The 26,598-nt window shown below is 65.3% G+C and carries 29 protein-coding genes; 15 read left to right on the forward strand and 14 right to left on the reverse strand.

Translation table 11 applies throughout. The features are described 5' to 3' along the window. Window positions 1–32: 32 nt before the first annotated feature. The 3 genes from D6M19_RS22020 to D6M19_RS22030 are packed head-to-tail and all read right to left on the reverse strand — an operon-like array spanning window position 33 to window position 4,023. On the reverse strand, window positions 33–1,157 hold the full coding sequence (locus tag D6M19_RS22020; protein ID WP_123027389.1) for an AAA family ATPase: 1,125 nt from the start codon (window positions 1,155–1,157) through the stop codon (window positions 33–35). Next, window positions 1,154–3,286: a TnsB C-terminal domain-containing protein gene (locus D6M19_RS22025; protein WP_123027390.1), complete on the reverse strand. Its 2,133-nt coding sequence runs from the start codon at window positions 3,284–3,286 to the stop codon at window positions 1,154–1,156. Before D6M19_RS22025 ends, D6M19_RS22020 begins: the two co-directional genes overlap by 4 nt. Continuing rightward, window positions 3,283–4,023: a TnsA-like heteromeric transposase endonuclease subunit gene (locus tag D6M19_RS22030; RefSeq protein WP_268812328.1), complete on the reverse strand. Its 741-nt coding sequence runs from the start codon at window positions 4,021–4,023 to the stop codon at window positions 3,283–3,285. Before D6M19_RS22030 ends, D6M19_RS22025 begins: the two co-directional genes overlap by 4 nt. A gap of 265 nt (window positions 4,024–4,288) precedes the next feature. Between D6M19_RS22030 and lysE the strand changes: the two genes are divergently transcribed. Next, window positions 4,289–4,888 carry an L-lysine exporter gene (gene lysE / locus D6M19_RS22035; protein ID WP_123027391.1) on the forward strand — a complete coding sequence of 200 codons (600 nt, stop codon included), beginning with the start codon at window positions 4,289–4,291 and terminating at the stop codon, window positions 4,886–4,888. Between the two features lie 5 nt (window positions 4,889–4,893). Here lysE and D6M19_RS22040 read toward each other — a convergent pair whose 3' ends face one another. Beyond that, on the reverse strand, window positions 4,894–5,238 hold the full coding sequence (locus D6M19_RS22040; protein ID WP_123027392.1) for a heme-binding protein: 345 nt from the start codon (window positions 5,236–5,238) through the stop codon (window positions 4,894–4,896). 43 nt (window positions 5,239–5,281) lie between these two features. Then, the gene (locus tag D6M19_RS22045) at window positions 5,282–5,593 is read right to left on the reverse strand and encodes a hypothetical protein (protein ID WP_123027393.1); all 312 of its coding nucleotides are present in this window, start codon (window positions 5,591–5,593) and stop codon (window positions 5,282–5,284) included. Window positions 5,594–5,899: 306 nt separating this feature from the next. Here D6M19_RS22045 and D6M19_RS22050 point away from each other — a divergent pair, with 306 nt between their 5' ends. The 6 genes from D6M19_RS22050 (at window position 5,900) to D6M19_RS22080 (ending at window position 11,194) form a co-directional block, all read left to right on the forward strand. Next, window positions 5,900–6,460: a hypothetical protein gene (locus tag D6M19_RS22050; RefSeq protein WP_123027394.1), complete on the forward strand. Its 561-nt coding sequence runs from the start codon at window positions 5,900–5,902 to the stop codon at window positions 6,458–6,460. A 9-nt stretch (window positions 6,461–6,469) separates the two neighbouring features. Next, on the forward strand, window positions 6,470–7,804 hold the full coding sequence (locus tag D6M19_RS22055) for a Dyp-type peroxidase (RefSeq protein ID WP_123027395.1): 1,335 nt from the start codon (window positions 6,470–6,472) through the stop codon (window positions 7,802–7,804). Further along, complete coding sequence (locus D6M19_RS22060; protein ID WP_123027396.1) at window positions 7,801–8,817, forward strand: hypothetical protein; 1,017 nt, start codon at window positions 7,801–7,803, stop codon at window positions 8,815–8,817. Before D6M19_RS22055 ends, D6M19_RS22060 begins: the two co-directional genes overlap by 4 nt. Window positions 8,818–8,820: 3 nt before the next feature. Beyond that, window positions 8,821–9,618 carry an SDR family oxidoreductase gene (locus tag D6M19_RS22065; RefSeq protein WP_123027397.1) on the forward strand — a complete coding sequence of 266 codons (798 nt, stop codon included), beginning with the start codon at window positions 8,821–8,823 and terminating at the stop codon, window positions 9,616–9,618. A gap of 149 nt (window positions 9,619–9,767) precedes the next feature. Beyond that, window positions 9,768–10,889: a YeiH family protein gene (locus tag D6M19_RS22075; RefSeq protein WP_123027399.1), complete on the forward strand. Its 1,122-nt coding sequence runs from the start codon at window positions 9,768–9,770 to the stop codon at window positions 10,887–10,889. Between the two features lie 17 nt (window positions 10,890–10,906). Then, window positions 10,907–11,194 (forward strand): EF-Tu/IF-2/RF-3 family GTPase, encoded by a 288-nt coding sequence (locus D6M19_RS22080; RefSeq protein WP_234834989.1) that lies wholly within the window; start codon window positions 10,907–10,909, stop codon window positions 11,192–11,194. A 5-nt stretch (window positions 11,195–11,199) separates the two neighbouring features. On the opposite strand, the gene D6M19_RS22085 is transcribed toward D6M19_RS22080, so the two are convergent. From D6M19_RS22085 to D6M19_RS22095, 3 genes are read right to left on the reverse strand one after another with little or no spacing between them, the layout of a single operon-like run. Continuing rightward, the gene (locus D6M19_RS22085; protein WP_123027460.1) at window positions 11,200–12,561 is read right to left on the reverse strand and encodes an APC family permease; all 1,362 of its coding nucleotides are present in this window, start codon (window positions 12,559–12,561) and stop codon (window positions 11,200–11,202) included. 12 nt (window positions 12,562–12,573) lie between these two features. After that, entirely contained in the window at window positions 12,574–14,181 is a 1,608-nt protein-coding gene (locus tag D6M19_RS22090) for an amidohydrolase (RefSeq protein ID WP_123027400.1), read from the reverse strand. A 37-nt stretch (window positions 14,182–14,218) separates the two neighbouring features. Continuing rightward, the gene (locus tag D6M19_RS22095) at window positions 14,219–15,214 is read right to left on the reverse strand and encodes a nitrilase-related carbon-nitrogen hydrolase (protein WP_123027401.1); all 996 of its coding nucleotides are present in this window, start codon (window positions 15,212–15,214) and stop codon (window positions 14,219–14,221) included. A gap of 160 nt (window positions 15,215–15,374) precedes the next feature. Here D6M19_RS22095 and D6M19_RS22100 point away from each other — a divergent pair, with 160 nt between their 5' ends. From D6M19_RS22100 to D6M19_RS22130, 7 genes are all read left to right on the forward strand, one after another. Continuing rightward, window positions 15,375–16,328 carry an ABC transporter substrate-binding protein gene (locus D6M19_RS22100; protein ID WP_123027402.1) on the forward strand — a complete coding sequence of 318 codons (954 nt, stop codon included), beginning with the start codon at window positions 15,375–15,377 and terminating at the stop codon, window positions 16,326–16,328. Between the two features lie 16 nt (window positions 16,329–16,344). Continuing rightward, window positions 16,345–17,061: a queuosine precursor transporter gene (locus D6M19_RS22105; protein WP_164478624.1), complete on the forward strand. Its 717-nt coding sequence runs from the start codon at window positions 16,345–16,347 to the stop codon at window positions 17,059–17,061. A gap of 75 nt (window positions 17,062–17,136) precedes the next feature. Further along, window positions 17,137–17,808, forward strand: a complete 672-nt coding sequence (locus D6M19_RS22110; protein WP_206428594.1) for a 5-oxoprolinase subunit B family protein — start codon at window positions 17,137–17,139, stop codon at window positions 17,806–17,808. After that, the gene (locus D6M19_RS22115; protein WP_123027403.1) at window positions 17,805–18,695 is read left to right on the forward strand and encodes a 5-oxoprolinase/urea amidolyase family protein; all 891 of its coding nucleotides are present in this window, start codon (window positions 17,805–17,807) and stop codon (window positions 18,693–18,695) included. Before D6M19_RS22110 ends, D6M19_RS22115 begins: the two co-directional genes overlap by 4 nt. 17 nt (window positions 18,696–18,712) lie before the next feature. Beyond that, window positions 18,713–19,267: a GNAT family N-acetyltransferase gene (locus tag D6M19_RS22120; protein WP_123027404.1), complete on the forward strand. Its 555-nt coding sequence runs from the start codon at window positions 18,713–18,715 to the stop codon at window positions 19,265–19,267. A 154-nt stretch (window positions 19,268–19,421) separates the two neighbouring features. Then, window positions 19,422–20,573, forward strand: a complete 1,152-nt coding sequence (locus D6M19_RS22125) for a uroporphyrinogen-III synthase (RefSeq protein ID WP_123027405.1) — start codon at window positions 19,422–19,424, stop codon at window positions 20,571–20,573. Then, window positions 20,570–21,256 (forward strand): sirohydrochlorin chelatase, encoded by a 687-nt coding sequence (locus tag D6M19_RS22130; RefSeq protein WP_123027406.1) that lies wholly within the window; start codon window positions 20,570–20,572, stop codon window positions 21,254–21,256. The genes D6M19_RS22125 and D6M19_RS22130 overlap by 4 nt, the downstream gene beginning before the upstream one ends. Here the strand turns inward: D6M19_RS22130 and D6M19_RS35320 are convergent. The 6 genes from D6M19_RS35320 to D6M19_RS22155 form a co-directional block, all read right to left on the reverse strand. After that, entirely contained in the window at window positions 21,182–21,457 is a 276-nt protein-coding gene (locus D6M19_RS35320) for an ANTAR domain-containing protein (RefSeq protein ID WP_407665390.1), read from the reverse strand. The genes D6M19_RS22130 and D6M19_RS35320 overlap by 75 nt on opposite strands. A gap of 24 nt (window positions 21,458–21,481) precedes the next feature. Further along, on the reverse strand, window positions 21,482–21,829 hold the full coding sequence (gene nirD / locus D6M19_RS22135) for a nitrite reductase small subunit NirD (protein ID WP_123027407.1): 348 nt from the start codon (window positions 21,827–21,829) through the stop codon (window positions 21,482–21,484). Continuing rightward, window positions 21,826–24,381 carry a nitrite reductase large subunit NirB gene (gene nirB / locus D6M19_RS22140; protein WP_123027408.1) on the reverse strand — a complete coding sequence of 852 codons (2,556 nt, stop codon included), beginning with the start codon at window positions 24,379–24,381 and terminating at the stop codon, window positions 21,826–21,828. The genes nirD and nirB overlap by 4 nt, the downstream gene beginning before the upstream one ends. A 75-nt stretch (window positions 24,382–24,456) precedes the next feature. After that, window positions 24,457–24,951, reverse strand: coding sequence for a hypothetical protein (locus D6M19_RS22145; protein ID WP_164478625.1), 495 nt, complete (start codon window positions 24,949–24,951; stop codon window positions 24,457–24,459). 47 nt (window positions 24,952–24,998) lie between these two features. Beyond that, entirely contained in the window at window positions 24,999–25,361 is a 363-nt protein-coding gene (locus tag D6M19_RS34345) for a hypothetical protein (protein ID WP_164478626.1), read from the reverse strand. A 38-nt stretch (window positions 25,362–25,399) separates the two neighbouring features. Further along, window positions 25,400–26,161, reverse strand: coding sequence for an isocitrate lyase/PEP mutase family protein (locus D6M19_RS22155; protein ID WP_123027463.1), 762 nt, complete (start codon window positions 26,159–26,161; stop codon window positions 25,400–25,402). 108 nt (window positions 26,162–26,269) lie between these two features. Between D6M19_RS22155 and D6M19_RS22160 the strand changes: the two genes are divergently transcribed. After that, complete coding sequence (locus D6M19_RS22160) at window positions 26,270–26,572, forward strand: Rv0250c family protein (protein WP_123027411.1); 303 nt, start codon at window positions 26,270–26,272, stop codon at window positions 26,570–26,572. Window positions 26,573–26,598 lie beyond the last annotated feature (26 nt).

Consider the following 26,598-nt stretch of genomic DNA (forward strand, 5'->3'; position numbering starts at 1 on the left):
GGGCTCGATCGCTGGGAGCGATGCGCGGGACGTCATCGTAGTGGTCTCGTGGTGAGGCGCCGAGTGCGAAACGCCACCGCTAGCTCGCGGCGGGCCCGCTCGGCAGCGCTGTCGATCTTGAATGACTCGAAGAGTTCGCGGTTGAGCGTTTCGGTTCGCGTGCGAATTGCTCTGGTGCAGCCTCGTCTGATGAGCTCCATCAGGGAGCCGATGTGGCCGGTGCTGCGCTCGAACAGGTAGTCAGACAGATCGTCGACCAGCATGCCTCGGCGTTTACTTCCGAGAATCAGGCGCTGTTCGACGGTCATTAGCAGCTGACGCCATTGGCGGCGGCCCCGCTCGGTGCTGATGGCGTAGGGCCGCATCTCGAGCATGGTGGTACGGCGGGTGGTCTGGGCGAGCACCGCGTCGTCGTAGGAGATGCCTTCCATCAGGACGCCGCGCTCCCCCAGACCGATCCCGATGGACAGCAGCGTGAGCGGAAAGTCGTTGGCGATGTATTTGAAGTGGTTGCCAATCTCGACGCCGCCGTGGTGTTGCCAGTGCAGGAAATGCAGATCATCGATGATCAACAGGCGGGTCTCGCAGCTCAGAACGCAATCGAGCGCCCACTTGCCGAGCTGCTCAGTGGTGGCGCCCCGCTTCCCGGGGTGTGCGTAGAAGTCGCACAGGGCGGCGTTGAAATCTTTCATGCTGGTGTTGCCGCGCATTCCGATTCGGCACACCGGCCATCGCTCGTCCCCGGCGCGGGTGTAGGGCCCGTGGCGTCGTATTTCGCGCTGGTGGAACTGCTTCGCGAACTCCTCGACGGCGCATGATTTTCCCAGACCGGGATAGCCGTCGAGCGCCACGGCGCCCTTGGCTCTGTTCCCGTCCTGGCTGTTGGCGTCCAAGATGTCCCACAGGTCGTCGTGCAGCGCCACCAGCTGCGGCGTCTTGAACGGACCGAGGTTGTTATGCCAGTCGGTTCGGCGTTGATTGTAGATGTCGGCCGCGGAGTCGCTTAGACGGCGAATCTGCCTTGTTGATAGCAACTCTGGAGATACCCGTTTGGGCGCGTCGACGGCATCGCGCCATCCCTCTTTGCGGGCAAAGGTCAGATTGTCCAGTTGCGGGCTCTTAGCTTTCGCGTGCGGGGCCGCGGTTGCCGTGCTCATACGTCCTCCAGCACATCGTCGTAGAACCCGTCGTAGACGGCGAGGGGAGCATCATCGAGTTCATCGGCGAAATCGGCCGCTTCGGTGGTCACCGCGTCGAGTGCGGCCGCCTCTTCGATCGCGCCGACGATAGTCGGAAGCTGAGAAACTTCAATGGCGGCGGCCAGATCGATGTCCAAGGACGACTGTTCACGCGAGACCCGCAGCGCAGCGATCCGTTCAGCCTGCGTGCGTCCTTCACCGAGGTTGCGTCGCTCCAAGAGCTCAGCTAGGGCGAGCTTGTTGTCGAAGTACCGGTGCTTCTTCTTGGCGAGTTGACGCGCAAAGGCCAACCCGTCTTCGGTCATTGGGCCGCGCAAGACCGAGGCTTCGGTCCACACCAGAACGTGCCAGCGCTGAGTGTGTTTGAGGTCGAAGAAGTACACCTGGCGGATGTCGTCGGGGTTGATGTGTATCGGCCATTTCCCGTTTCGGTGTTTGTATGGGCTCTTCTGATCGACATAATCGACGAGAACGGGCGCAACGTATTTGCGGCTATTGATCTCTACGCCGTAGTGCTGAATGGTGCGCCATGCGACCTGGAGAAATTGGTATGCCAGGCACGGATCACGGGGCGCCTCAATGTATCCCGCGCGGGCGAGACCATGTTCGAACATTTCTGTCGGTGACATGCGTAACGCCCACAGACCAGCTTCGCCGATCCCGTCGTGTTCGCGCCGGTGATACACGGTGGCGACCCACTCGCGCAGGAGTGCCTCCATCTCGTCGATGAAAAGGAACGCACCTTTCTCCGGCGCCGCGCCACGGGAGTACACATCGGGGCCCTTATAGCCCGGCAGCTCCTGTAAAAATCCCTCGCGGATCGTCCTGAAGAACCGCTCCACCGGGCCTTTGTCTCGGCCTTCTCGGATACGGGCGGGCTGTATCGAGATGCCCATCTGCCGGCACGCGCTCGTGAGAGTCTCGCCGACATAGATCTTGCCGTGATCGACCACAATCGTCTCCGGCACGATCGCCGGGCTTGCCACGAGTGTGCTGGTCGGATCGAGCACGTCGTGCTCAACCAGCACCGACCTCGGTATCCCGTGCGGGGGCCAGACCGCGTCCGCAGGCCAGTCCGGGCCCGCTGACATCGGCCGGAATGATTGATATAGCACCGAAGCTGCATCGATGGCTTTAGTCGAGACCGGAGTCAGCCGCAGCCCGGTGATACACCTTGAATACCAGTCCATTCCGACTGTCAGGTCGACCCCTAGCCATCGCAACGTCTGAGGGTCCATGGCGAACACATCCAGCCGTGTCGTATCCATCAGCAGATACTCACCGGGCCGGTGGGTATGCAGTTTCCCGTAAGCCCGCAATGATCGCGCCGCGATGTCGCGGTTCCGTTTCGCGCTACCAGAAAAGATCCGGTGCTTGCGCTCAAGCCGACCGAGGATGTCGTATGCCCGTGAATCTGAAGGCAACGGCACCACACCCTTGCCATAGGTCTTGGTGATGCGCGCACAAGCATGGGCGATGACGTGGTGCTTAGTGGGTTTCGACAAGTCGGTGTGCTCGACCATGATGTCCAGCGCCGTCTGCTCAAAGACGGCGAATCGTGTGCTCCCGAGCTCCGGTTGTACCGCTTTAGCCGAGATCAGTCCGGCTTCCCCGTATTTCGAATAGTCCGCGACCCATCGTTGAAGAGTCCGCAGCCCGATTCCCAGTTCCTTCGCTTTGGCCGCCTCGCGCTTGCCTTTCGGTGACGTCGGCCTGTAAGCCGCCCGCGGTTCGCCGACCAAGGCCGTCTCGACATGGCCGGATCGGTAACCGGTGAGAACCTCTCGCACGTCGGCCGCCCGCTTGCAGGCTTCACGTCGCACCAGGTCAGACGCCGCCGACCATTTGACCGTCGCGGGATCGCCCTCAAACTCGGGAACTTCCTCAATGAGGTCTTCTGTCAGTAGTCGAGCACGCTCAGACAACATCAACTCGCTCAGTGCGAAACGACGGACCCTCTGGGCGCGGATGTCTTTGACCAACACTTCAACGACGCCGCTAACCATGTGCCACTCGACAATTTCGACAATCTCGCCGTCGTACGAGAAGTGCGTCCCGACGCCGACTCTTACGCCTGCTCGTTTCATTTTGGTGCCTCCAGAACCGTCGAAGGGCGAAGTGGCTTATCCAGGTCCACCCCCAGTTCGTGGCACCACAACAGGTGCATCAGCGCCGCACGTACTAGCGGTTGCTGGTGCTCGGTGAACTCCCGTTCCGCGCCTGCGACGGATAGCCCAATCAAATTCGTTGCGCGAGCACGCATCACGCGAAGGGTGGTGGCGTCTATTAGCCAGTCGCGGCGATAGCCGGCTAGGACGCCTGCGTTTCCAATTTGCACCGGTGGCGGTTCGGACAACACTCGGTACTCCCACGCAAGGGACTCAACGACTTCGCGAGTCCACCGGCACAACAACACCGCATCCGCATGGGCCAGCCGCTCTTCGCGGACCACATCGACAACTACCGGACCATCGGTGGTGTCCCACAGATAATCCGGAATGTGGCGTCGCGCGCAGCCCCCCACGGTGGCGGTCACCATGAACGGCTGGGCCACGATGCGCCGGACGTCAGAGTCGAAGTCCGCCAGCACCAGTCGGGACAACTCCAACCGAGACTCATAGATGACGTGATCACGCATCGTGGATGACCACCACGTGCCCGAGTAGTGCCGCTGGCCGAAATACCACCGAAACGTCCGCCACGGAGCTGCCTCAAACAGTGCCGCCAACGACACCCGCTCAACAGGTAGACATCGTTCTTCCCCCGCCGCAGGCCTATAAGAAAAGACCGCGGAACCTAGGTCAACTTCGACACCGACCGACATCGCTTGCTCCGTGCAGCGCACGCACTACACCCAGTCAGCGTGACACCACGCAATGACGACCGGTGCGAAACGGGCAGAATCTTCCGGTCTTTACGGCGATTCCGCCATCGTCCGCCATTTTAAATCGGAATCCGCCACGGAAAATCGGAACCTACAGCCGCGAATGCGGCAAGCTGCTGGCCGTCAATCTGCACATTAGCAATACTAATGCATGTGAAGAATGATTAGCTGTACTGATCGCCTCAGGTTACCTAGCGTTTGAGCCATGAGCTCGCCCTTGATCGTCGGCTTCCTGGCCTCGTTCACCCTGATCGCCGCCATCGGAGCGCAGAACGCGTTCGTACTGCGTCAGGGCATCCGACGCGAGCACGTGCTGCCCGTCGTCGCGCTGTGCACCGTCTCCGATATCGCGCTGATCGCCGCGGGCATCGCGGGCGTCGGCGCCCTCATCAACGCGCACCCCGCCGCCATCAACGTCGCCAAGTTCGGCGGCGCCCTGTTTCTGTTCTGCTACGGGCTGCTGGCCGCGCGGCGGGCATGGCGGCCGTCGGCCCTCAACCCGTCGGACGCCGCGCCTGCGCGACTGGCCGAGGTCCTCGTGACGGCAGCGGCGTTGACCTTTCTCAACCCACACGTCTACCTCGACACCGTCGTGCTGTTGGGCGCGCTGGCCAACGAGCACCAGGACGGTCGCTGGCTGTTCGGCGTCGGCGCCGTCACCGCGAGCGCGGTCTGGTTCGTCAGCCTCGGTCTCGGCGCGCGGCGGCTGGCCGGACTGTTTGCCAAGCCGAACACATGGCGCATCCTCGACGTGGTGATCGCCGCCACGATGATCGGCCTCGGCGTGGCGATGGTCGCGTCGTAAGTCCTCTAGCCCATCGGCCCGTCGGGGACAGGCGCGTCGCAGCGGTCACGGAAGTCGGCGGCGGGCTGCCTTACCGCCCTTAGCTCGTCTCGCACCTGTGGGTTTGCGTCGGCGTACGCTGCGATTTCGGTGGCCATCTCGTCTCTGGACTTGCCCTTGAGGCCGGTGAAGAAGGCGTTCACGTCCGGATGGCTGAACAGGTACGACTGCGTCGCTGCGTTGACGCCGGACATGACGCCTGCAAGGTCGGCGGCGGTGCAATTCGGCGGATCGGCTGCCGCGGTTGCGGCGGTACCAACGAGCATCGAGCCGGCGATCATGCCGGCGCTAATCACGCTACGGAAGAACATGGTGGCTCCTTAGTAGTTGTTTTACAAGACATGGCGGCAATGCTCAGCGTGGACCGATACCACCTCCGCCGCCTGGACGGCCGGGGCGTCCGATGCCACCGCCAGGAGGACCCGGATTGATGATCACGTCCATGTCCCAGCCGTCGTCGCAATACCACGGGTCGGCGCAATACGAGGGGTAGACCGGCCCCGCGACCGGTGCGCTCGGACCACCGCCGCGGACGGTCCCCTGGGCGCACACGGTGGCTGCCCCGGCGCTGGTGCAATCCGCCGAGGCCGGCGAAGCGACGGTCACGCCGACGGGCGTTAGCGCCACGGCGAGCCCCAATATCAGGTAGCGCTGTGTTGATCTCACGGCTGCTCCCTCTCTGCAATTTGATAGGGCCGGGTGGCCCATACACGGCAGTATGTTCTGCCGATCACAGCAGGATCGCGAATTTGCAATTTGGTCAGACTTTTCGCGAATTACCTTGTCCGGACATCCGAGTCACCAAACTCTAATTGCAAAAACGGGCAAATATGTTCGCAATGCTACGCATTTAATCGATCCGCCTGTATTCGCAGGCGTGACTCTTCGTCTTTACGGGTGAAACGGCCGTGGGTAGCGGACCACCGGCGTAGGTTTCGCACCATCGGGTCTTCAAGAAGAGAGGGGTGGGAAATGACGACAACTGATCATGACTGGACGAAGCCGGCGGCGACCGCCATACCCCCCGAGGGCTACTTCACAGAGGAGCGCGGGCGGTACGGACCCGTCTACCCGAGGACGCCGGCGTGCCATGGGTTCTCCATCATCGCCAAGGTCAAGGAGGGCCGCGAAGACACCGTCCGAGCCTATGGAAAACAGATCGAGGAGGCGATCAAGGGCAGCCCCGATGTCCTTGCGCCCCTTCGGCTGCACTACCTGCGCTGGGTGTTGTTCGATGTCGGGTCGGGACTGCACTTCCAGTACCAGGGCATCTTCGACACCGACTTCGACAAATACACCGAGGACGCGGTGCAGCTGTTCAGTGCGACCGGCATCACCACGGTGTTCACCAATCTCGAAGGGTTCCCTGAGGATTGGAAGGAGAACCCGGAGGCGTTCATCAAGTTCGTCCGGGATCACCAGGTGCCGAGCTTCCTGGAATACGGCGAATATCCGTATGTGACCGCCGACGAGATCAAGAAGGCGCTGCGGTTGAAGGCGGCCTTCTCGGAAATGCTCGACCAGATGCAGTGAGCCGCGCCGGTGCTTGAATTCTCCGACATCCAGCACATCCTGCTGACCCGCACACCGGCCATTACGGGGCGTTACGAGTTCCTGTCGTTCGACACCCCCGAAGGCGGGCGGGAGTGGCTGTCCGAATTGCTGGACAAGACGCAGTCCGCCGCGGACGCCGTCGCCACGATGGACAACTCCGACCGCTGGGTCACCCTGGCGTTCACCTGGACCGGATTGCGCGCACTCGGCGTGCCAGAGGACTCGCTGCAGACCTTCCCCGAGGAGTTCCGCACGGGCATGGCCTCGCGGGCCGACATCCTCGGGGACACCGGAGCCAACGCACCGGAGCACTGGGTCGGCGGCCTGGCAGGCGATGACCTGCACGCGATCGCGATCCTGTTCTCGCGCACCGACGAGCAGTGCAGGCGATCGATCGAGGAGCACGACAAGTTGCTCGCCCGCACCGACGGGGTGCGCAGCCTGTCGTTTCTCGACCTCAACGCGTCACCACCGTTCAACTACGCCCACGACCACTTCGGCTTCCGCGACCGGTTGTCGCAACCGGTGATGAAGGGCTCCGGCGAGGAGCCGACACCCGGTTCCGGCGCTGCCTTGGAGCCTGGCGAGTTCATCCTGGGATATCCCGACGAGAACGGGCCGGTGGCGAATCTCCCTGAGCCCGAGGTGTTGTCACGCAACGGCAGCTATATGGCGTACCGCAGGCTGCAGGAACACGTCGCGGCGTTCCGTAATCACCTGCTCGAGAACGCGGAAACGCCGGAGGAACAGGAATTGCTCGCCGCCAAATTCATGGGACGCTGGCGCAGCGGTGCGCCACTGGTCCTGGCACCGCAGGCCGACGATCCCGAACTGGGTGCGGATCCGATGCGCAACAACGACTTCAATTACAAGGAGATGGATCCGTTCGGGTATGCGTGCCCGCTCGGCTCGCACGCCCGCCGGTTGAATCCGCGTGACACGGCGCACTACATGAATCGTCGGCGGATGATCCGCCGCGGTGCAACGTACGGGCCCGCGCTACCGGAGGGCGCGCCCGACGACGGGGTGGACCGCGGCATCGCCGCCTTCATCATCTGCGCCGATCTGGTTCGTCAGTTCGAGTTCGCGCAGAACGTGTGGATCAACGACAAGAGATTCCACGAACTCGGCAACGAACACGACCCCATCTGCGGCACCCAGGACGGCACGCTGGACTTCACGGTTCCCAAGCGTCCGATCCGCACGGTGCACAAGGGTATTCCGGCATTCACCACTCTCTCTGGCGGCGCGTACTTCTTCCTCCCCGGGATGAATGCCATGCGCTACCTGGTCTCGCTCGGCAACGACAGGGAACGACCATGAGCACACTGCCGCCGCCACGCACCTACAACCAGAACCACGTCCCTCGCGCCCACACGGGCGGCCGGCGCATCAGCATCTACTGGACGTGGAGCTATCCCTGGGAGGCGCAACGCGACCCGGCGGAAATCTACAACCGGTTCTCCACGATGACCGAGGTGCGCAACGTGGCGTGGCCCTCCTACGAGACGGAGGAATACAACGCGGCCAACTTCCTGCAGGGTGTGGCGGGCACGCTGGAGCTGTTCCACCGGTCCGCCCTGGCGTTCCAGGAACTCGCCGAGGAAGCGACGGCCCATCCCGTCGCCGTGTACCAGCGCATCGATCAGGCCGGCTACAAGCTGCTGATCGACGAACGGATCCTGGCCGACACCGACACGCTGATGGTGTTCGGTTTGGACCACTTGCTCTCCGAACAAGAGGCCGCGCCAGAGGAGATCTCCGCGATCACCGCGTGGCTGAAGCGTGAGGGCACTTGTCTGCTGCTGGCACCCCACCACGATGTGGGGTTCACCGACGACTACGACCAGCGCCAGGTCGAATACCTGCACCACGGCGACCGACTCGTGCCGCGCCAGCAACGCTTCAGCCAGTACACCCGATCGCTGATGCGAGCGCTCGACGTGCCGGTTCACAACACCTGGGGACTACGGCCCGCCGTAGTCGAGGGCACGAAGGAGATCGCGCCGCTGACCGCCATCCGCGACCTGGACACCCCGCGGCTGCTCGACAACGTCACCACCTTGAACTTTCACCCGCACCTCCCGCACTACGAACTCACCGCACCGGAAAGCGACGCGTTACGGGTCCTCGGAAAGCAACGCGTCGACCCCAACCGGCCACATCCCTTCACCTCGGAAGGCAACACCGAGTTCAACGCACTGATCTGGATGCCGCCCGCCGGCCAACGCGCGGGCGACATCGTGCTCATCGACTCCACCCACTTCACCACCCTGTTCGGCGGCACCGACAGCCTGGCCAACCTGTGGCGCAATCTGGCGACAATGCGAAGCTGAGGTATGCCCGTCAACAAGACCGTCTTCATCACCGGCGCAGCCGCTGGGATCGGCCGAGCCACCGCGCTGACGTTCGCGCGCGACGGCTACACCGTCGGCGGCTACGACATCGACGAGGTCGGGCTGAAAACGCTGGCCGGCGACATCGAGGCGGTCGGCGGCAGGCCGATCACCGGACATCTCGACGTCACCGATCCCGACGAGATGGCGCAACGGATCGGCGAGTTCACGAAGGCCGCGGGCGACCGCCTCGACGTGATGATCAACAACGCAGGCATCCTGCGGACCGGCCGCTTCGAGGACATCGACATCTCCGCGCAACTCAATGTCATCGACATCAACACCAAGGGTGTCGTCAACGGCTTGCACGCCGCATTCCCTTATCTGCGGGCCACACCGAACTCCGTCGTCGTCAACCTCGCGTCGGCGTCGGCCATTTACGGGCAGGCCGAGCTCGCAACCTACAGCGCGACGAAGTTCTTCGTCCGCGGCATCACCGAGGCGCTCGACATCGAATGGAACCGGTACGGCATCCGCGTCATCTCGATATGGCCGCTGTATGTGAAGACCGCGATGACCGAGCACATCAAGACCGGTACGACCGAAGCACTCGGCATCAAGCTGACCGCTCAGGACGTCGCCGACGCGATCGTCGCGGCAGTCGAACCGTCCTGGCTGCAGCGACGAACCCATCAGGTGCACTTTCCAGTCGGGACGCAGACCAAGGCGTCGGTCGTCCTGTCGCGGTTCTTGCCTGTGGGGCTGCAGCGGCTGCTGAACAAAAGGCTGGCCGGCCTTTAGCTTTGTGTTCGCTGTGATCGCAACCGTTCCCGATCACCTCGTCGGCAATTACGGTTTGCCCGCATGAATGAGGACTGGCTCGCTGTCATCGTCGGCCTGACCCTGTTGGTGTTGGTGCTCGTCGGCGCGATTCCAGGCAGCGTGATCCCGTGACCGAACAGACCACCGACGAGTCGACCGACGAACACGCCGAGTCGCGGCCCGTCCTCGGCTACGCAATCGCCGGCGTGCTCGTCGTCGTCGCCCTCGGTGCGCTGACCCGCTTCCTGGAGCAGGAAGTGCCCCAGTGGGCCGCGGGCACGGCCTTGGCCAAGGTGGCCAAGTCGATCGAATTCCCGGTCTATGCCATCGCATTGGGACTGATCGGCAACGCGATACTCACCAAGCTCGCACTGCGCGACGCATTGTCGAAAGGCTTCCGCACCGAGTTCTTCATCAAGACCGGTCTGGTGCTGCTTGGCGCGTCGGTCAACCTGAAGGTGCTCGTCACCGCCGCAGGCCCGGCGATCATCCAGGCGCTGTTGCTGATCAGCATCGTCTTCGGCTTCACCTGGTGGCTTGGCGGAGTGCTCGGCCTCGACGACAAGCTGCGCGCGCTGTTGGCGTCGGCGGTGTCGATCTGCGGTGTGAGCGCGGCCATCGCGGCGGCAGGCGCCGTGCAGGCGAAGAGGGAACAACTCGCGTACGCCGCGTCGCTGGTGATTGCGTTCGCACTGCCGTCGATCTTCCTGCTGCCGTGGCTTTCCGACGTGTTCGGCCTGTCGGATGAGGTCGCGGGCGCCTGGATCGGCGGCAACATCGACACGACCGCCGCGGTCGCGGCGTCGGGCGCCATTGCCGGTGAGAACGCACTACAGATCGCGACCATCGTCAAGACCACCCAGAACGCGCTGATCGGCGTGGTGGCGATCGCGCTCACCGCGTACTTCGCGCTGAAGGTCGAGCGCCGCAGTGCAGACCAAGCGCGGCCGACGCTCGGTCAGTTCTGGGAGCGGTTCCCCAAGTTCGTGCTCGGCTTCGTCGCGGCTTCGATCATCGGAACGCTCTACCTGCAGTGGGTCAGCGACGGCAAGGCCGAGATCGCCACGGTCAGCGACCTGCGCACCTGGTTCCTGATCTTCGCGTTCGTCTCCATCGGGTTGGAGTTCTCGCTGAAGGGCCTGCGCGAAGCCGGATGGCGACCGATCGCCTTGTTCGCCTCGGCAACGGTGGTGAATATCGTCGTCGCCCTCGGCCTGGCGGTGGTGTTGTTCGGGAACTTCACCGTTTAGCGGCTACGCTGGAGCGGATGTCTTTCAGGATGACCGTCGAAGACGTATTCGTCATCAAGAACCGGGGCGTCGTCGCAACCGGACGGGTGGAAAGCGGCGTCCTGCGCGTCGGTGACACCGTGTACATCAACGGTGGACCCGACGCCAGGGTCGACGCCATCGAGATCTTCCGTAAGTCGATCGACGAAGCCAACGTCGGCGACAACATCGGCGTGCTCTTCAAGAAGATCGACAGGAGTCAGATCGACCGCGGCGCGGTGCTCACCGCAAGCGGGGACGTGTCCTCCACCGCGTTCATCGTCTGACTGCGCTACTCCTCCATATCCAGCACCGGTGTCGGGCGCTGGAAGCCGCGGGTTACGGCCAGTAGCCACACGAATCCGATTGCCAGCCAGATCAATCCGACCCACAGGGTCAATGCCGACAGGTTGAACCACAACCACACCGTCAGCCCGAAGCCGATGAGCGGCAGGATGAGGTTGTTGAGCACGTTCTTCTCGCCGCTGTCGATGTAATAGTGCTTGATGACGGTGAGGTTCACCGCCGAGAAAGCCACCAGCGCACCGAAACTCACGATCGAGGCGAGGAATCCCAGTTCGATCCAGAGCGCAGCGAGCGAGATCGCCGACACCGCAAGGATCGCGAACGTCGGCGTGGCGAATCGCATCGAAACGTGACCGAAGACCCTGCGCGGCATGATGCCGTCACGCCCCATCGCAAAGAGGATGCGCGCGACCGAGGCCTGCGAGGTGAGCGCCGATCCGATGCAGCCCGCGACGTAGGCGGCCGTGAAGAAGATGTTGAGGAACTGACCGCCCGCCGCCAGCATGACGTCCGTCGCACCCGCATCGACGTCGTCGAACGCGTTCGACGGGAACGCCAGCTGGGAGATGTAGGACAACCCGAAGAAGATGAGCCCAGACACCACGGTGGCGATCATGATGGCCTTCGGCACGGTGCGGGTGGGATCTTTCGCCTCCTCCGAAAGGGTTGACACCGCGTCGAACCCGAGGAAGGACAGGCAGAGAATCGCTGCACCCGCGAAGATCGGCGTCACGCCTCCGACCGTGCCGTCACCCGTGAATGGCGCCACCAGGTTGACAGTTCCGTATCCGGAGATCGTCACGAAGGCCATCACCACCAGCACGACGATGAAGATGACCTGCAGCGCGAGGAGCAGGAAGTTGGCCCGCGCCACCGAAACGATGCCGACGATGTTGAGCACGGTCACGCCGGCGATCGCGATCAGGATCCACACCCACGGGGGCACCGACGGGATCGCCGCACTCATATAGATGCCGATGACGAGGTAATTCAGCATCGGGAGGAACAGATAGTCCAGAAGCAGCGACCATCCGGCCAAAAAGCCGGTCGGCGCCCCGAACGACTTCTGCGTGTACGCGTAGGCGGAACCGGCGACCGGAAAGGCCGCCGACATTCGCGCGTACGACCTCGCGGTGAACACCATGGCCGCCAGCGTCACCAGATAGGCGACGGACAGCCTGCCGCCGGTCATTTGGGTCACGATGCCGTAGGTGGTGAACACCGTGAGCGGCACCATGTAGACCATGCCGAACAGCACGAGGGAGGGTGTGCCAAGCGCGCGCCGGAGGTGGCCCCCCTCCTCCGGCGACCTCGGCGGAACGGTTGAATCCGCTGGTGCAGTGGACATATCGTTCTCCATCTAATCGGTGGCCGAGTAGGCCGGCGTGCCGCACAGATACGTGCCACGGACGTGCAACGAAGGGATATCAAGCGCTGCAGTGGTTCTGGGGTCACGGTCCAGCCAAACCAGGTCGGCACTTGCGCCTGGCATCAGCCGGCCCCAGCCGTCTTCGGCGAACGCCTGATACGCCACTCCCGCCGTGTAGGCGCAGAGCGCGCGCTCGATCGGCAGAATCTCGTTGGGGGTCCAACCACCCGCGGGTTCGCCCTCAGCGGTCTGCCGGGACACGGCGACGGCGATGCCGTCGAACGGCTTTCCCGATGACACCGGCCAGTCGGAGCCGAACGCCAACGGCGCACCGGACTCCGCAATGCTGCGGATCCGGTACTGCTTGTCCGCGCGTTCGGCGCCGATGCGTGGCACCGTCAACACCGTCATCAGCGCGTCCAGCTGCGCCCACAGCGGCTGCATGTTCGGGATCACTCCAAGCTCGGCGAATCGGCCGACATCGGCGTCGTCGACAAGCTGCGCATGGGCAATCACCGGTCGTCGGTCTCGAGATCCATTGTGCCGCACCACATACTCGATCGCATCCAACGCCTGACGCACGGCCGCGTCGCCGATCGCGTGAATGTGGATCTGCAGGCCCAGATCGTCGACCTGACGCGCGGCCTCGGCCAGCGCATCGCCCTCCCAATTGCTCTGTCCGTGGTTGTGCAGCGCCGAACAGTACGGCGCTAGCAGCGCGCCCGTCTCGTTCTCGATCACACCGTCGGCGAAGAACTTCACGGTCTTGGCCGTCAACAGCGGCGAACCCACCTCATCGACGCGGCGCCGGGCATCGTCGAAACCCTTTACCTGCGAATCGAAGTGGCGCGGATCGGCGTAAAGGGCGAGGTTGAACCGCATCCGGAGCAGATCGTTGCGAGCGGCCGCGATGTACGTGTCGACGTCGTCGGGTTCCACCCAAGCGTCCTGAACCCACGTCACCCCGCGGGCCAGGTAGTAATCGGCTGCGGTACCCAGTGCCGCCAACCGCACGCCTTCGTCGCGCTTGGGCATCACCGCGGTCACCAAGTCAACCGCGCCCCACTCGCGCAACGTGCCGAGCACCGAACCGTCCTCGCGGTGCGGGATCTCGCCAAGCACCGGGTCAGGGGTGTCGGCGGTGATGCCCGCGCGCTGCAGCGCAACGGAGTTGACCCACATCGTGTGGTAGTCCCACGCGCGCAGCGCTACCGGACGGTCGGGGACAGCGGAGTCAAGCCAGCGGGCGTCGAACAGACCGTCGGGGGCCAGGCTGCTGTCATATGACGCGCCGATGATCCACTCGTCGTCGGGGTGTTCGTCGGCGAACTTCTTGACCGCCAGGACGATTTCGTCGACCGAGTTGCAGGGCCGCACCGGCGGCCCGGCATATTCGAGGCCGCCGTAGAGCGGGTGTGCGTGCCCGTCGCCGAACGACGGCATCAGCAAGCCGCCGTCCAGATCGACCTGATCGGCGCCTGCTGCCGACGCGCGCGCCTGATCGCCGACCGCCCGCACCACCCCGTCGACGACGAGCAGCGCATCGGTCTCTGCCGAACCCGTCCAGATGACGCCGCCGGTGAAGATCGTCGCTGTCACCAGCGGGACCCTACGCCGAGAGGCGTTCTCAGCGGAGTCATTTGATGACGGCTGTCGCGGCGTGGCCCGAGCCGTAGGGCCGCGTCTCGTCGACCGGAGCAGTCAGCGACTGGTAGGTGTCGGGTCTGCGGGTCAGCAGGAACGGAAACAACTCGAGCCAGTCGCGCCGCTGATCGAGGTCGAGATCGGCGACAAGCACTGCCTCCTCGTCGCGCGGTGCTGCCACCAGCACGCGGCCGTAGGGGTCGGAGATGAACGACGAGCCGTAGAAGGACAGGGCGCCCTCGTCGCCGGTGCGGTTGGGCACCACCATGAACAGGCCGCTGTTGATGCCGTTGGCCACGATCACCTGCTGCCACAACGGCTGGGTATCGAACGTGGGAAACTTCGGCTCGGAACCGATCGCCGTTGGGTAGACGACGATTTCGGCGCCGCCGAGCGAATAGTTGCGCGCGACTTCTGGGAACCATTCGTCCCAGCAGGTCGGCATTCCGATGCGAGCGCCGAGGCCGTCGGGCGCGTACACCGGATACGGGTTCGCCTCCCCCGAGTCCGGGCCGGGTCCGGCCCGGAAGTAGGTGTCCTCGTAGTAGCCGGCGGAAATCGGAATGTGCAGCTTACGGGTGCGGCCCACCAGCTCGCCTGTGGGCGAGACCAGGATCGCGGTGTTGAAGCCGAGGCCGTCGTCGGCGGGCGACTTCTCATACAGCGAGGCGTGCACGTAGATGTCGTTGGCGGCGGCGGCATCGGCGGCCAGCGCGAAGGTCGGCCCGTCGGCCAGGTTCTCGGCCGTGGCCCCCGGATCGGGGCCTGCCGGGACGTCGGCCGGGTACCGCAGCAGGGTGATCTCAGGGAGAAAGACGACTCGCGCACCTTCGGCCGCCGCCCGGTCGATAGCGCCTCGAAGGATGCTCGTCAGCTCCGTGGCGTCCGACCTCCACCGGTGCTGCACCAAGCCGACGCGCACCGGCGGGCGATCCGACGGGCTGGTACGCGACAACGGTTCTGGGGCCGGGGCCGTCAGCGTGATCATGGCGCTCCTAAACGAATGGCTTTCGTTCATTGTGAAGGCAACGAGATGCTGCGCGTCATCACGCGCAACGACGCCGTCGAGTTCGGCATGGAGGTGGTGTTGCGGGGGCTCGCTGATCTGCCTTCGCGCTAGTTAGCTGGCGGAGGGTTACGCTCGCGGGGTGCCGAAGGATTGGTCGCGGCGAGGTTTCCTGGCGATGACCGCAACCGTTGCTGCCGTCGCCGCGTGCAGCCCGCAGAGGCCGGGGGCGGTGGCCGAGGACGGTTCGGTCACGATCAAGCACATGTTCGGTGAGACCAAGGTCCCCGGCGCGCCCAAACGCGTGGTGAGCGCCGGATACACCGAACAGGACGACCTGCTCGCCGTCGGGGTCGTTCCGATTGCGGTCACCAACTGGTGGGGCGATCAGCCGTTCGGGGTGTGGCCATGGGCGCAGGGCAAGCTCGGCGGCGCGCAGCCTGAGGTCCTTGACCTCAGCAACGGCATCCAGATCGACAGGATCGCCGTACTGAAACCCGACCTCATCGTCGCCACCAATGCCGGCGTCGACCAGGACACCTACAAGAAGCTGTCGGAGATCGCGCCGACCATTCCGCAGTCCGGCCAGGACGCCTTCTTCGAGCCGTGGAAGAACCAGGCCGCCACCATCGGTCAGGCCGTGTTCAAGTTCGACGAGATGGCTGCGCTCGTCAAGGCCATCGACGACAAGTTCACCGAGATCGCCAAGAAAAACCCGCAGTTCACCGGCAAGAAGGCGCTGCTGTTGGAGGGCGCCATCGTCGACGACGCGGTGCACGTGCTGGCCCCGGGCTGGCGCAGCGAGTTTCTGACCCAGATGGGACTGGCGATCCCCGACATCGGCGGCACGATCACCCGGGACCAGATGGCTCCGATCCTCGATTCAGCCGACGTCCTGATCTGGACCACCGAAAGCGACGACCAACAAGGCGCGCTGCTGGCCGACCCGACCATCTCCAAGCTGACTGCGACCACCGGCAATCGAAACGTCTTCACCGGCAAGGACCTCGCAGGCGCGATCGCCTTCGCGTCGCCGCTGTCCTACCCGGTGGTCGCCGACCAACTGACACCCGCGTTGGCGAAGGCGCTCGGCTGAGTAGTTTGATAGCGGGGTGAAGCCGCGCACGCGAGGAGCAGGCGAAGATCCGCAGACGTCCACCGACGAGCAGCCCGCGGCATTCGCTCAGGTCGGCTCGACCTACTACGCGGCGCTGGCGGCGGTGTTCACCGCGCTGGTGATCATCTCCAACGTGACCGCGACGAAGGGCGTCGCGTTCGGCCCGATCATCACTGACGGCGGCTTCATCGTCTTTCCGCTGACCTATGTGATCGGCGACGTCCTGTCGGAGGTGTACGGGTTCAAGGCCGCCCGGCGCGTCATCTACCTCGGCTTCGCGATGAATGCCTTGGCGGCGCTTGCCTTCTGGGTCACCATCTACCTCCCGGCCGCGGACTTCTACGCCAACCAGGAGCACCTCGAGAACGTCGTCGGTGCCTACACACAGCTGATCATCGCCGGGCTGGCGGGCTTCATCGTCGGCCAGACCATCAACGCGTGGGTGGTGGTGCTCATCAAGGAGCGCACCAAGGAAAAGCACCTGTGGGCGCGGCTGGTCGGATCGACGTTCGCGGGCCAGCTCGGCGACACGCTCGTGTTCTGCAGCATCGCGGCAGGCGCCATCGGCATCACCACCTTTGGTGACTTCGCGACCTACACGGTGCAGGGATGGCTGTACAAGACCGCCGTCGAGGTGGTGCTGCTGCCGGTGACCTACCGGGTGATCTCCTACATCAAGCGCCACGAGCCCACATACGCACCCGTCCTATGAGGCTTCGGTAAGGCAGCTCTGGCAACCCTCACAGAGCTCTCGGATTTGTACCCTACTCGCGGGTAGCTTTGGGTGATGACCGTGACAACGGACGCGATGGTGATCGGCTCGATCACCGACTACGGCGACCAGGCGCTGCTGCTCGAGTTCGACAGCACCGCGGAGGTATTGGCGTGGGGCGACATCCTGCGCGACGCCGATCTGCCCGGCGTGCTGGACATCGTTCCCGCCTCGAGGACCGTGCTGCTCAAGCTCGACGGCCCGCGCTACCAGGGGCCAACCCGACAACAGCTCAGCAAGTTGAGGTTGGCGCAGGAAGCCGTCGAGCAGGCCACCGCCCCGAGCGACGGCAGGGTCGATGTGGTGATCGATGTGGTGTACGACGGCGCCGACCTCGACGAGGTCGGCCAGCTGACCGGCCTCAGTCGGCGAGACGTCGTCGCCGCGCACACCGGCAACCCGTGGCGGGTCGGGTTCGCAGGTTTCGCACCGGGTTTCGCCTACCTGGTCGGCGGCGACGAGCGGCTCAACGTGCCACGGCGGTCCGAGCCGCGCACCAAGGTGCCCACAGGCTCGGTCGGGCTGGCAGGCGAATTCAGCGGCGTGTACCCGCGCGAGTCACCCGGCGGCTGGCAGTTGATCGGGCATACCTCCAAAGATCAGGCCGACCTGTGGGATGTCGACCGTGAACAACCCGCGCTGCTGATGCCGGGTCAGTGGGTTCAGTTTCGGGAGGTGTCGCAATGAGAGCAACGTTGGAGGTGTTGCGCACCGGTCCGCTGGCGCTGGTCGAAGACCTGGGCCGGCCAGGCAAGGCGCAGCTCGGTGTCACGCGGTCCGGGGCGGCCGACCGCCGCTCCCACAGGCTGGCCAACCGTCTGGTGGCCAACCCCGGTGACCGCGCCACCATCGAGGTGACGTTCGGCGGGTTCAGCGCGCGGGTCAACGGAGGAGACGTGGCCATCGCGGTGACGGGTGCCGACACCGATCCCGCAGTCAATGGAATTCCGTTCGGCACCAACAGTATTCACCATGCGCACGACGGCCAGGTGATCTCGCTTGGCGCACCGCACTCCGGCCTGCGCTCATATCTGGCGATCCGCGGCGGAATCGACGTCGCGCCCGTGCTCGGCTCCCGCAGCTACGACGTGATGTCGGCGATCGGTCCGCAACCGTTGCAGCCGGGAGACGTGCTGCCGATCGGCGACCACACCGAGGAATTCCCCGAGCTCGACCAGGCGCCGGTGGCGGCGATCGAGGACAACATCGTCGAACTGTCGGTGGTGCCGGGACCACGCGACGACTGGTTCACCGACCCGGATGTGCTGGTCCACACCAACTGGCAGGTCACCAACCGCAGCGACCGGGTCGGGATCCGCTTGGTCGGCATGCCGCTGGAATATCGCTACGGCGATCGCCAGCTGCCAAGCGAGGGCGCGACCCGAGGGGCGATTCAGGTGCCGCCGAACGGTTTTCCGGTCATTCTCGGTCCCGACCACCCGGTCACCGGCGGCTACCCGGTGATCGGCGTGGTGATCGACGAGGACATCGACAGGATCGCGCAGGTCCGTCCTGGGCAGACCGTCCGGTTGCATTGGTCACGCCCGCGCAAGCCCTTTCACAACGGTTCATGAACGGGTAGACACATGGTGTGCCCACCCAGGTCTTAGCCGCCCGCCTGGTCCACACCGCCGACCTCGACAACGAGACCCGCGACGACGCCCGCCGCATGGTGATCGACGCCTTCGACGGCGGTGAGATCGACTTCACCGACGCCGACTGGGAGCATGCCCTCGGCGGCATGCACGCACTGATCAGCCACCACGGCGCGCTGATCGGGCACGCCGCGGTGGTTCAGCGCCGCCTGCTCTACCGGGACTCGGCGCTGCGGTGCGGTTACGTCGAAGCCGTCGCGGTGCACGAGGACTGGCGCGGACAGGGCTTGGCCCGTGCTCTGATGGACGCCGTCGAGCAGGTGATCCGCGGCGGATACCAACTCGGCGCGCTGAGCGCATCGGAGGCCGGGCGGCCCATGTACACCGCACGCGGCTGGCTGCCATGGCGCGGAGCGACGTCGGTGCTGACGCCGACCGGCGTGCGGCCGACTCCAGACGACGACACGTCGATATTCGTGCTGCCCGTCTCCGTAGAGCTGGACACCGCCGAAGCGATCACCTGCGACTGGCGCGACGGCGACGTGTGGTGACGCTCCTACGTTGGATGCGCGCGACAAGCTGACTGCCCACCTCACAGCCGACCACCGGTGGCGGTGAGTCGAAATTCACGCCGCAACGGGCGGCGATATGCGGGGGCAATGACGGGTTAATCGCCCGGAAACACGGACTGCAAACACTGGGACCATGAGTGACGAGCCCGACTGGGCACCGCTCACCGGGTTTCGGGTGGCGGTGACGTCTGCCAGGCGCGCCGATGAGCTGAGCGCGCTGCTGCGCAAGCGCGGGGCCAGCGTCACGGCCGCCGCGGCAATCGAGATGGTGCCGTTGCCCGACGACCACGAGCTACGGGTGCACACCGAGGCGCTGATCGACCAGCCGCCCGACATCGTGATCGCGACGACGGGGATCGGCTTCCGCGGCTGGGTCGCCGCCGCCGACGGTTGGGATCTGGCCAACGAGCTGATCACATCGCTTGGCAAGGCCCGTATCGTGTCCCGCGGCCCGAAGGCGACCGGTGCGTTGCGCGCCGCAGGCCTGCCGGAGGAATGGTCGCCGGAGTCGGAGTCGTCCCGCGAGCTGCTGCACTACCTTGTCGAGGGCGGTATCTCCGGTCAGCGCATCGCAGTCCAGCTGCACGGCGCGACCGCGGAATGGGACCCGTTCCCCGAGTTTCTCGACGAGCTGCGCGCCGCGGGCGCCGATGTGGTCCCGATCCGGGTGTACCGCTGGCATCCGGCGCCCCGCAACGGGGACCTGGATCAACTGGTGGCCGGAATCGCCGACGAGAAGTTCGACGCGGTGAGCTTCACGTCGGCGCCCGCCGTCGCTGCGGTGCTGATGCGGGCGGGCGAAATGGGCATCGAGGATCGGGTACTCACCGCGCTGCGCACGAACGTGCACGCAATGTGCGTCGGACCGGTCACGGCGCGCCCGCTTGTGCGGTTGGGCGTGCCGACGTCGGCGCCGGAACGGATGCGGCTGGGTGCACTGGCCCGCCACATCACCGACGAGCTGCCGATGCTGCAGTCGCGCACCATGCACGTCGCAGGACACCGGATGGAGATCCGCGGCACGTGCGTCATGGTCGACGGTGTGGTCAAGCAGCTTTCGCCGGCGGGAATGGCGACGATCCGCGCGCTCGCCCACCGTCCCGGCACCGTCGTGTGCAGGGCCGATCTGCTGCGCGCACTCCCCGGCACGGGCACCGACACCCACGCGGTGGAGACGGCCGTGCTGCGCCTGCGAACGGCGTTGGGCGACAAGAACATTGTCTCGACGGTCGTGAAACGCGGCTACCGTCTGCCCGTCGACGAGCCCATCGCGGCGGCCCAATGAGCCAGCTGCTCGTCGCCCACGGCACACGAAAGCGGGACGGCGTCGCGATGGTCGGTGAGCTGGCACGACAGGTGTCGAAGGTACTGGGCCTGCCGGTGCGCGTTGCATTCGTCGACGTCCTCGGCCCGACCCCGGAAGAAGTGCTTCGTTCGCTGCCCGTCGACCAACCCGTGACGGTGGTGCCTGCGTTCCTCGCCAGCGGCTACCACGTGCGGGTCGACCTGCCCGCCCACGTGGCCGCCAGCGGTCATCCCGACGTGACCGTCACCGATCCGCTCGGCGCGTGCCCGAGCGCCGTGCAGGTTGTTGCGGCCCGGCTGGTCGAATGTGGCTGGCAGCCGGGCGATTCGGTGATTCTGGCCGCGGCAGGCACATCGGATCCTTATGCGCAGTCCGACCTGCGCAGAACTGCGGCGATGTTGTCGGCGGTGATCGGCGAGCGGGTCGAGTTGGCGTACGCGGCTACCGGGGAGCCGCGGATCCATGACGCGGTGGCCGAATTACGGCGGCGTGGCGCGCGGCGAGTCGTGCTGGCGTCGTACCTGTTGGCGGACGGGCTGTTTCAAGATCGGTTGCGCAGCAGCGGAGCCGATCTTGTTGCCGATCCGCTAGGCGGCCATCCGGCGATGGTGCGGTTGATCGCCAACCGGTTCAAGCGCGCCGGGGTACCGCTGGCCGCGTAACTCCGCGTCCACGCACATCCGGGCGGCCGCCTCGATGGAATCGCTGTTGCGCTTGGACACTTTCACCAGCTGCGCGACGGCTTGGCCGGCGTCGAGATCGAAACGTTCCATGAGCAGCCACGTTGCGTCGTGAATGACATCCGCGCGCCCATACCTGCGCGTGGATCGCCTCGGGCTCTCGGCGATGCAGTTTTGGGACATGCGTGCTGCTTACCCACAATGCATTCAAGAACAAACTTCGATCACACCATCGGCCGTGACGCGCGTTTGGAACACCGGCACCGCGACGGCGGGATCGTCGAGGCAGGTGCCGTCGTCGAGGGCGAACGCCTGCTTCTTGATCGGCGACTGCACCGTCGCGCGGCCACCGCGATCGCCGACGATGCCACGCGACATCACCGCCGCACCAGAGAACGGGTCGATGTTTCCGATCGCGTGCACGCTGCCGTCATCGAGGCGAAAGAGCGCAGCCTGGTCGCCATCGGGCAGCAGCACGCCGACACCGCGGCCCGGGATCAGCCGGTCATACGAACATGCTGCGGTCCAGACTTCGATGTCGTTGAGCAGGGTCACTTTTCGGCCACCTTTCGGATCGTTGGCATGCCCATCGGCACAATGCGGCCGTCCCGCTTGGTGAAGGTGACGGTCGGGTCGGGTGCATCGGGCGCGTTGACGAACGAGACGAACCGCGACAGCTTCTCGGGGTCGTCCAGCACGCCCTTCCACTCGCACGCATAGCCCGCCACGTGACGCGCCATCGCCGCCTCGAAATCCCCGGCAAGGCCGAGGGAGTCGCCGCACACCACGTCTCGAAGGTGCTCGAGGCCGCCCTCGAGCTGGTCGACCCACGGTGCGGTGCGCTGCAGTCGGTCGGCCGTGCGGATATAGAACATCAGGAAGCGGTCGATGTAGCGGATCAGCGTCTCGTCGTCGAGATCTCCGGCGAGCAACTCTGCGTGCCTGGGCGTCATGCCGCCGTTGCCGCCGACGTAGAGGTTCCATCCGTTCTCCGTGGCGATGACGCCGACGTCCTTGCTGCGGGCCTCCGCGCACTCGCGGGCGCAACCCGACACACCCATCTTGATCTTGTGCGGGGCCCGCAGCCCTCGGTAGCGGAGCTCGAGGTTGATCGCCATCTGCACCGAGTCCTGCTGCCCGTAGCGGCACCAGTCGCTGCCCACACAGCTTTTGACCGTCCGCAGCGCCTTGCCGTAGGCATGGCCGGACTCCATCCCGCCGTCGACGAGGCGGCGCCAGATCTCGGGCAGCTGATCGACCCTTGCGCCGAACATGTCGATGCGCTGTCCGCCGGTGATCTTGGTGTACAGGTTGAAATCCCGGGCAATCTCACCGATCAGGATCAGCTGCTCGGGTGTGATGTCGCCGCCGGGCACCCGCGGCACGATCGAGTAGCTGCCGTTGCGCTGGATATTGGCCAGGAAGTGGTCGTTGCTGTCCTGCAGCGAGGCCTGCTCGCCGTCGAGAATGTGCTCCGAGCTCGTCGATGCCAGAATCGATGCGATGGCGGGTTTGCATATGTCGCAGCCCTTTCCGGTACCGAATCGCGCGATGAGCCCGGAGAAGGTGCGGACCGATTCGGCGGGGCCTGCGGAGATGATTTCGTACAACTCCGGCCTCGACTGGCTGAAATGCTCGCACAGCGCCTTGGATTGTTCGACCCCCTCGGCCTCGAGCAACTGCTTGAGCAGCGGCACGCACGATCCGCAGGAGGTGCCCGCCTGTGTGCACTGCTTGAGTGCGGGCACATCGCAGCAGCCACCGGAGATGGCGTCGGTCAGATCACCCTTCGTGACGTTGTTGCACGAGCAGATCTGCGCGCCGATCGGCAGGGCGCCCACCCCCAATCCGGCACTGCCGCTGTCGGATCCGGCAGGCGCGATCAATGCGAGCGGATCACCGGGCAGCGGTTCGCCGACCATCGGACGCAGGATTCCGTACGCCGAGGCGTCGCCGACCAGCACTCCGCCAAGCAGTGTCTTCGCGTCGTCGGACAGCACGAGCTTCGCGTATGTCTGGTTGACGGCGTCATTGACCACCACCTCGAGGCAGTCCGGCGTGACACCCATCGCGTCGCCGAAACTCGCCACGTCGACGCCGAGCAGCTTGAGCTTCGTGGACATGTCGGCCTCGGGGAACTCCGCGGCGCCGCCGAGCAGCCGGTCCGCGACGACCTCCGCGCTGGTGTAGCCCGGGCCGACAAGCCCGTAGCAGCGGCCCTCGATCGCGGCAACCTCGCCGATAGCGTAGATGCTGCAATCCTTTGTCGCACAGGAGAGATCGGTGAGAACACCTCCGCGCTCCGCGATCTCAAGACCGGCGTCGCGGCCCAACTCGTCACGTGGCCGCACGCCCGCCGCGAAGATCACCAGGCCGGATTCGACGACCGTCCCGTCACTCAGCGTCGCATGTAGCGACCCGCGCTCGTCTGCCTCGATCGACGACGTCCCCACCCCGACGTGCACGTCGATGCCCAACTCGGTGACCATTCGGTTCAGCAGTGCCCCGCCGGCCTCGTCGAGTTGTTGTGCCATCAGCCGCGGAGCCATCTCGACGACGTGGGCGTGCAATCCGAACGTGCGCAACGCATTGGCGGCCTCCAGTCCCAGCAGGCCACCGCCGATCACCACACCGACCGGCGCGTGGCCTGCCGCCAGAGCGGCCATCGCGTCGGCGCGAATCGCGTCGAGGTCGTCGAGCGTGCGATAGACGTGGCAGCCCGGCAAGTCGTGGCCGGGTACCGGGGGAACGAAGGCGTACGAACCGGTCGCCAGCACGAGCGCGTCGTAGTCGACCCGCGCGCCGTCGGCGGTGATGGCAACCTTGGCCTGCCGGTCGATGGTGGTGACCTTGGCGCCAAGCCGAAGCGCTACCTGGCTGTCGCTCGCATAGTCGTTGCCTGGCAGGGCGAGGCGGGCGCGGTCCCAGTGCTCGGTGTATCCGGTGAGACCTACCCGGTCGTATGCGGCGTCGGACTCCTCGGCCAGCACGGTGATCCGCCATCGGTCCCCGGTGTCACGGGCACGCATGGCTTCGACGAACCGGTGGCCGACCATTCCGTGCCCGACCACCACGACGTGCCTGGCAGGGGCGCAATCCGAGGACATGACGCGAGGCTAAGCAGCCGATATTGCCGCGATGTCGCCTCGTGTGACGCGCCCATCACGGTGTTCTCACCGCGGCTACTTCAGGCTGGTGAGGAGGTCCGACGTGTAGAACTCGCCCCGGATCTGGCCGACATCCGGCGGCCCGTCGATGAACACCCATGCGTTGGTGGCACCGGGCGCAAGAGCGTCGTGCAACACCACCGAGCCGACTCCGTTGCCGTCGGTGTACAACATGGCGCTCGCCACGCCGGGGTCGCCCGCGTTGCATTTCTGCGTCCCCGGCCGGGGACCTTGAATGAGCCGTACCTGGTACGGGGTGTTCGGACTGCCGATCATGATGTACACGTCGGCGGTCACGGTGTTGGTGCCGCCGGTGCCGATGACCGCTGTTCCGGATGCGGTGCCGGTGGCATTGACGAAGTTGAGCTTCGTGAAATCGCACGAGCGATACTCAGCGCCGAGCGGCACAGACCCGCCGTTGGCAGACTCGGCAGACGCCGATCCAGACCCCAACCCGATCAACCCCGGCACTACCATAACGGCCGTTATGAAGCGCGTCAGAGTACTCATTGCGCCAGCCTATGCGACTGCCGCCCGATTTCAGGCGCCTTCTAGCTTCACGGCGGCGGTAGCAATGTCGCCGTCTCGGTGACCGTGCCGGAATCGGTGGTTACCTCGGTCGTCGGCGTCGGCGGCCCGGCCACCTCGGATGTCGGCGGACCCGCCGGCGGGAAGTTCTGGTCGCTGGTCTGCGCGCTCGGCGTGGTGTACGTGGTCGTCGTCGTGGATGACGTCGTGTATGTGCTCGAGGTCGCGCTGCTCGACGGTGTGATGAAGACGTCGGGCGGATCCGACGAGTCGTCCGCGGTCCGCATCACTGCGAAGATCAGCACCACGACCAGCAGCACCGCAGCCGCGCCCGCGGCGAATATGGTGCCCGGCCGGTTGGACCAGTGCGCGGGATCGTGGTCGTGAGACACGCGGGAATGCTAGCCGCGAGCACCCGGGCGCCATCACGCTATCCCCAGCGGGCCAGGATCTCCTTGGCGTGCTCCGTTAGGGCCCACTGCAGAAAGGGGCCGAAGCTGATCCGCGCGACACCGAGCGGGCCGAAGGACGCCGGATCGTCCTGATCGGGCAGGCCGATGGCGTTCACCGGCAGCGGCAGTTCAGAAGTCAAGCGCCGCAAGGTATCCGGATCATGACGCCCGACCGGGTACAGGACGTCGGCGCCGGCGTCGGCGGCTTCCGTCAGCCGCGCCACCGCCCTGTCGACGCGGTCGGACTCGTCACCGTCGGAACGCAAGAAGAGATCGGTACGCGCGTTGAGCACCACATGAACGCCCGCTGCGTGCGCCGCGGCCCGAAGCGCCCCGACGAGTTCGGCGTGCTCGGCGGACGACCGGAGCCGACCGCCCTCGCCGTGCACGGTGTCCTCGATGTTCAGGCCGACCACCCCGGCGCCGAGCAGACCGTCGATGAGGCGCGTCGGCGCCTCGCCGTAGCCGGACTCGATGTCGACGGACACCGGGACATCCACCGCATCGGTGATCTGGACGACGCGGGTGAGGAGCTCGTCAAATGTCATGCCCTCGTTGTCGGGCCTGCCGATCGAGTCGGCGACCGGATGGCTGCCGACGGTCAGCGCCGAGAACCCTGCGTCGACGGCCAGCTTCGCCGACCATGCGTCCCACACCGTCGGCAGCACCACCGGGTTGCCGGGTTGGTGCAATTCGAGCAGCGCGACCGCGCGCTGCTGAAGAACCTGCTCATCCGTCATGTCCCCATCCTTGTCCGACGTGACCGGTCTCACGTTCCATCACCATGATGTAGCTAGCATCGATTGTCGTACTGTGATCCGAGACACCCTTCAGCCCAAGGAGGTCTGATGTCGAGCACCACCGAATTTGCCGAACTTCACGAGTTGATCGGCGGCCTGCGCCGGTGCGTGACATCGCTGGCGTCGCGATACGGGGACACCCCGGCCATGCGTCGGATCGTCAACGACGCCGAACGCATCCTCAACGACATCGACCGACTCGATATCGACGCCGAGGAGTTGGAACTCAGCCGCGGGGTAATCAGGCAGCGGGACTCGGCGGAAAAGATCGCCATCCCGGATACCGAGTACGAGCGGGACTTCTGGCGGGACGTCGATGACGAGGGTGTCGGGGGTCACAGTAGGGGCTGAATTAGGCTCTGTCGCACTGCGGGGCA

This window comes from Mycolicibacterium stellerae (genome assembly GCF_003719305.1).
Classification (GTDB): domain Bacteria; phylum Actinomycetota; class Actinomycetes; order Mycobacteriales; family Mycobacteriaceae; genus Mycobacterium; species Mycobacterium stellerae.

Bases quoted from the DNA above. Each gene is read 5' to 3' on its own strand.
- D6M19_RS22020 (WP_123027389.1), bottom strand. From the start codon at position 1,157: ATGAGCACGGCAACCGCGGCCCCGCACGCGAAAGCTAAGAGCCCGCAA.
- D6M19_RS22025 (WP_123027390.1), bottom strand. From the start codon at position 3,286: ATGAAACGAGCAGGCGTAAGAGTCGGCGTCGGGACGCACTTCTCGTAC.
- D6M19_RS22030 (WP_268812328.1), bottom strand. From the start codon at position 4,023: ATGTCGGTCGGTGTCGAAGTTGACCTAGGTTCCGCGGTCTTTTCTTAT.
- lysE (WP_123027391.1), top strand. From the start codon at position 4,289: ATGAGCTCGCCCTTGATCGTCGGCTTCCTGGCCTCGTTCACCCTGATC.
- D6M19_RS22040 (WP_123027392.1), bottom strand. From the start codon at position 5,238: ATGTTCTTCCGTAGCGTGATTAGCGCCGGCATGATCGCCGGCTCGATG.
- D6M19_RS22050 (WP_123027394.1), top strand. From the start codon at position 5,900: ATGACGACAACTGATCATGACTGGACGAAGCCGGCGGCGACCGCCATA.
- D6M19_RS22060 (WP_123027396.1), top strand. From the start codon at position 7,801: ATGAGCACACTGCCGCCGCCACGCACCTACAACCAGAACCACGTCCCT.
- D6M19_RS22065 (WP_123027397.1), top strand. From the start codon at position 8,821: ATGCCCGTCAACAAGACCGTCTTCATCACCGGCGCAGCCGCTGGGATC.
- D6M19_RS22080 (WP_234834989.1), top strand. From the start codon at position 10,907: ATGTCTTTCAGGATGACCGTCGAAGACGTATTCGTCATCAAGAACCGG.
- D6M19_RS22085 (WP_123027460.1), bottom strand. From the start codon at position 12,561: ATGTCCACTGCACCAGCGGATTCAACCGTTCCGCCGAGGTCGCCGGAG.
- D6M19_RS22095 (WP_123027401.1), bottom strand. From the start codon at position 15,214: ATGATCACGCTGACGGCCCCGGCCCCAGAACCGTTGTCGCGTACCAGC.
- D6M19_RS22110 (WP_206428594.1), top strand. From the start codon at position 17,137: ATGACCGTGACAACGGACGCGATGGTGATCGGCTCGATCACCGACTAC.
- D6M19_RS22115 (WP_123027403.1), top strand. From the start codon at position 17,805: ATGAGAGCAACGTTGGAGGTGTTGCGCACCGGTCCGCTGGCGCTGGTC.
- D6M19_RS22125 (WP_123027405.1), top strand. From the start codon at position 19,422: ATGAGTGACGAGCCCGACTGGGCACCGCTCACCGGGTTTCGGGTGGCG.
- D6M19_RS22130 (WP_123027406.1), top strand. From the start codon at position 20,570: ATGAGCCAGCTGCTCGTCGCCCACGGCACACGAAAGCGGGACGGCGTC.
- D6M19_RS35320 (WP_407665390.1), bottom strand. From the start codon at position 21,457: ATGTCCCAAAACTGCATCGCCGAGAGCCCGAGGCGATCCACGCGCAGG.
- nirB (WP_123027408.1), bottom strand. From the start codon at position 24,381: ATGTCCTCGGATTGCGCCCCTGCCAGGCACGTCGTGGTGGTCGGGCAC.
- D6M19_RS22145 (WP_164478625.1), bottom strand. From the start codon at position 24,951: ATGAGTACTCTGACGCGCTTCATAACGGCCGTTATGGTAGTGCCGGGG.
- D6M19_RS22155 (WP_123027463.1), bottom strand. From the start codon at position 26,161: ATGACGGATGAGCAGGTTCTTCAGCAGCGCGCGGTCGCGCTGCTCGAA.
- D6M19_RS22160 (WP_123027411.1), top strand. From the start codon at position 26,270: ATGTCGAGCACCACCGAATTTGCCGAACTTCACGAGTTGATCGGCGGC.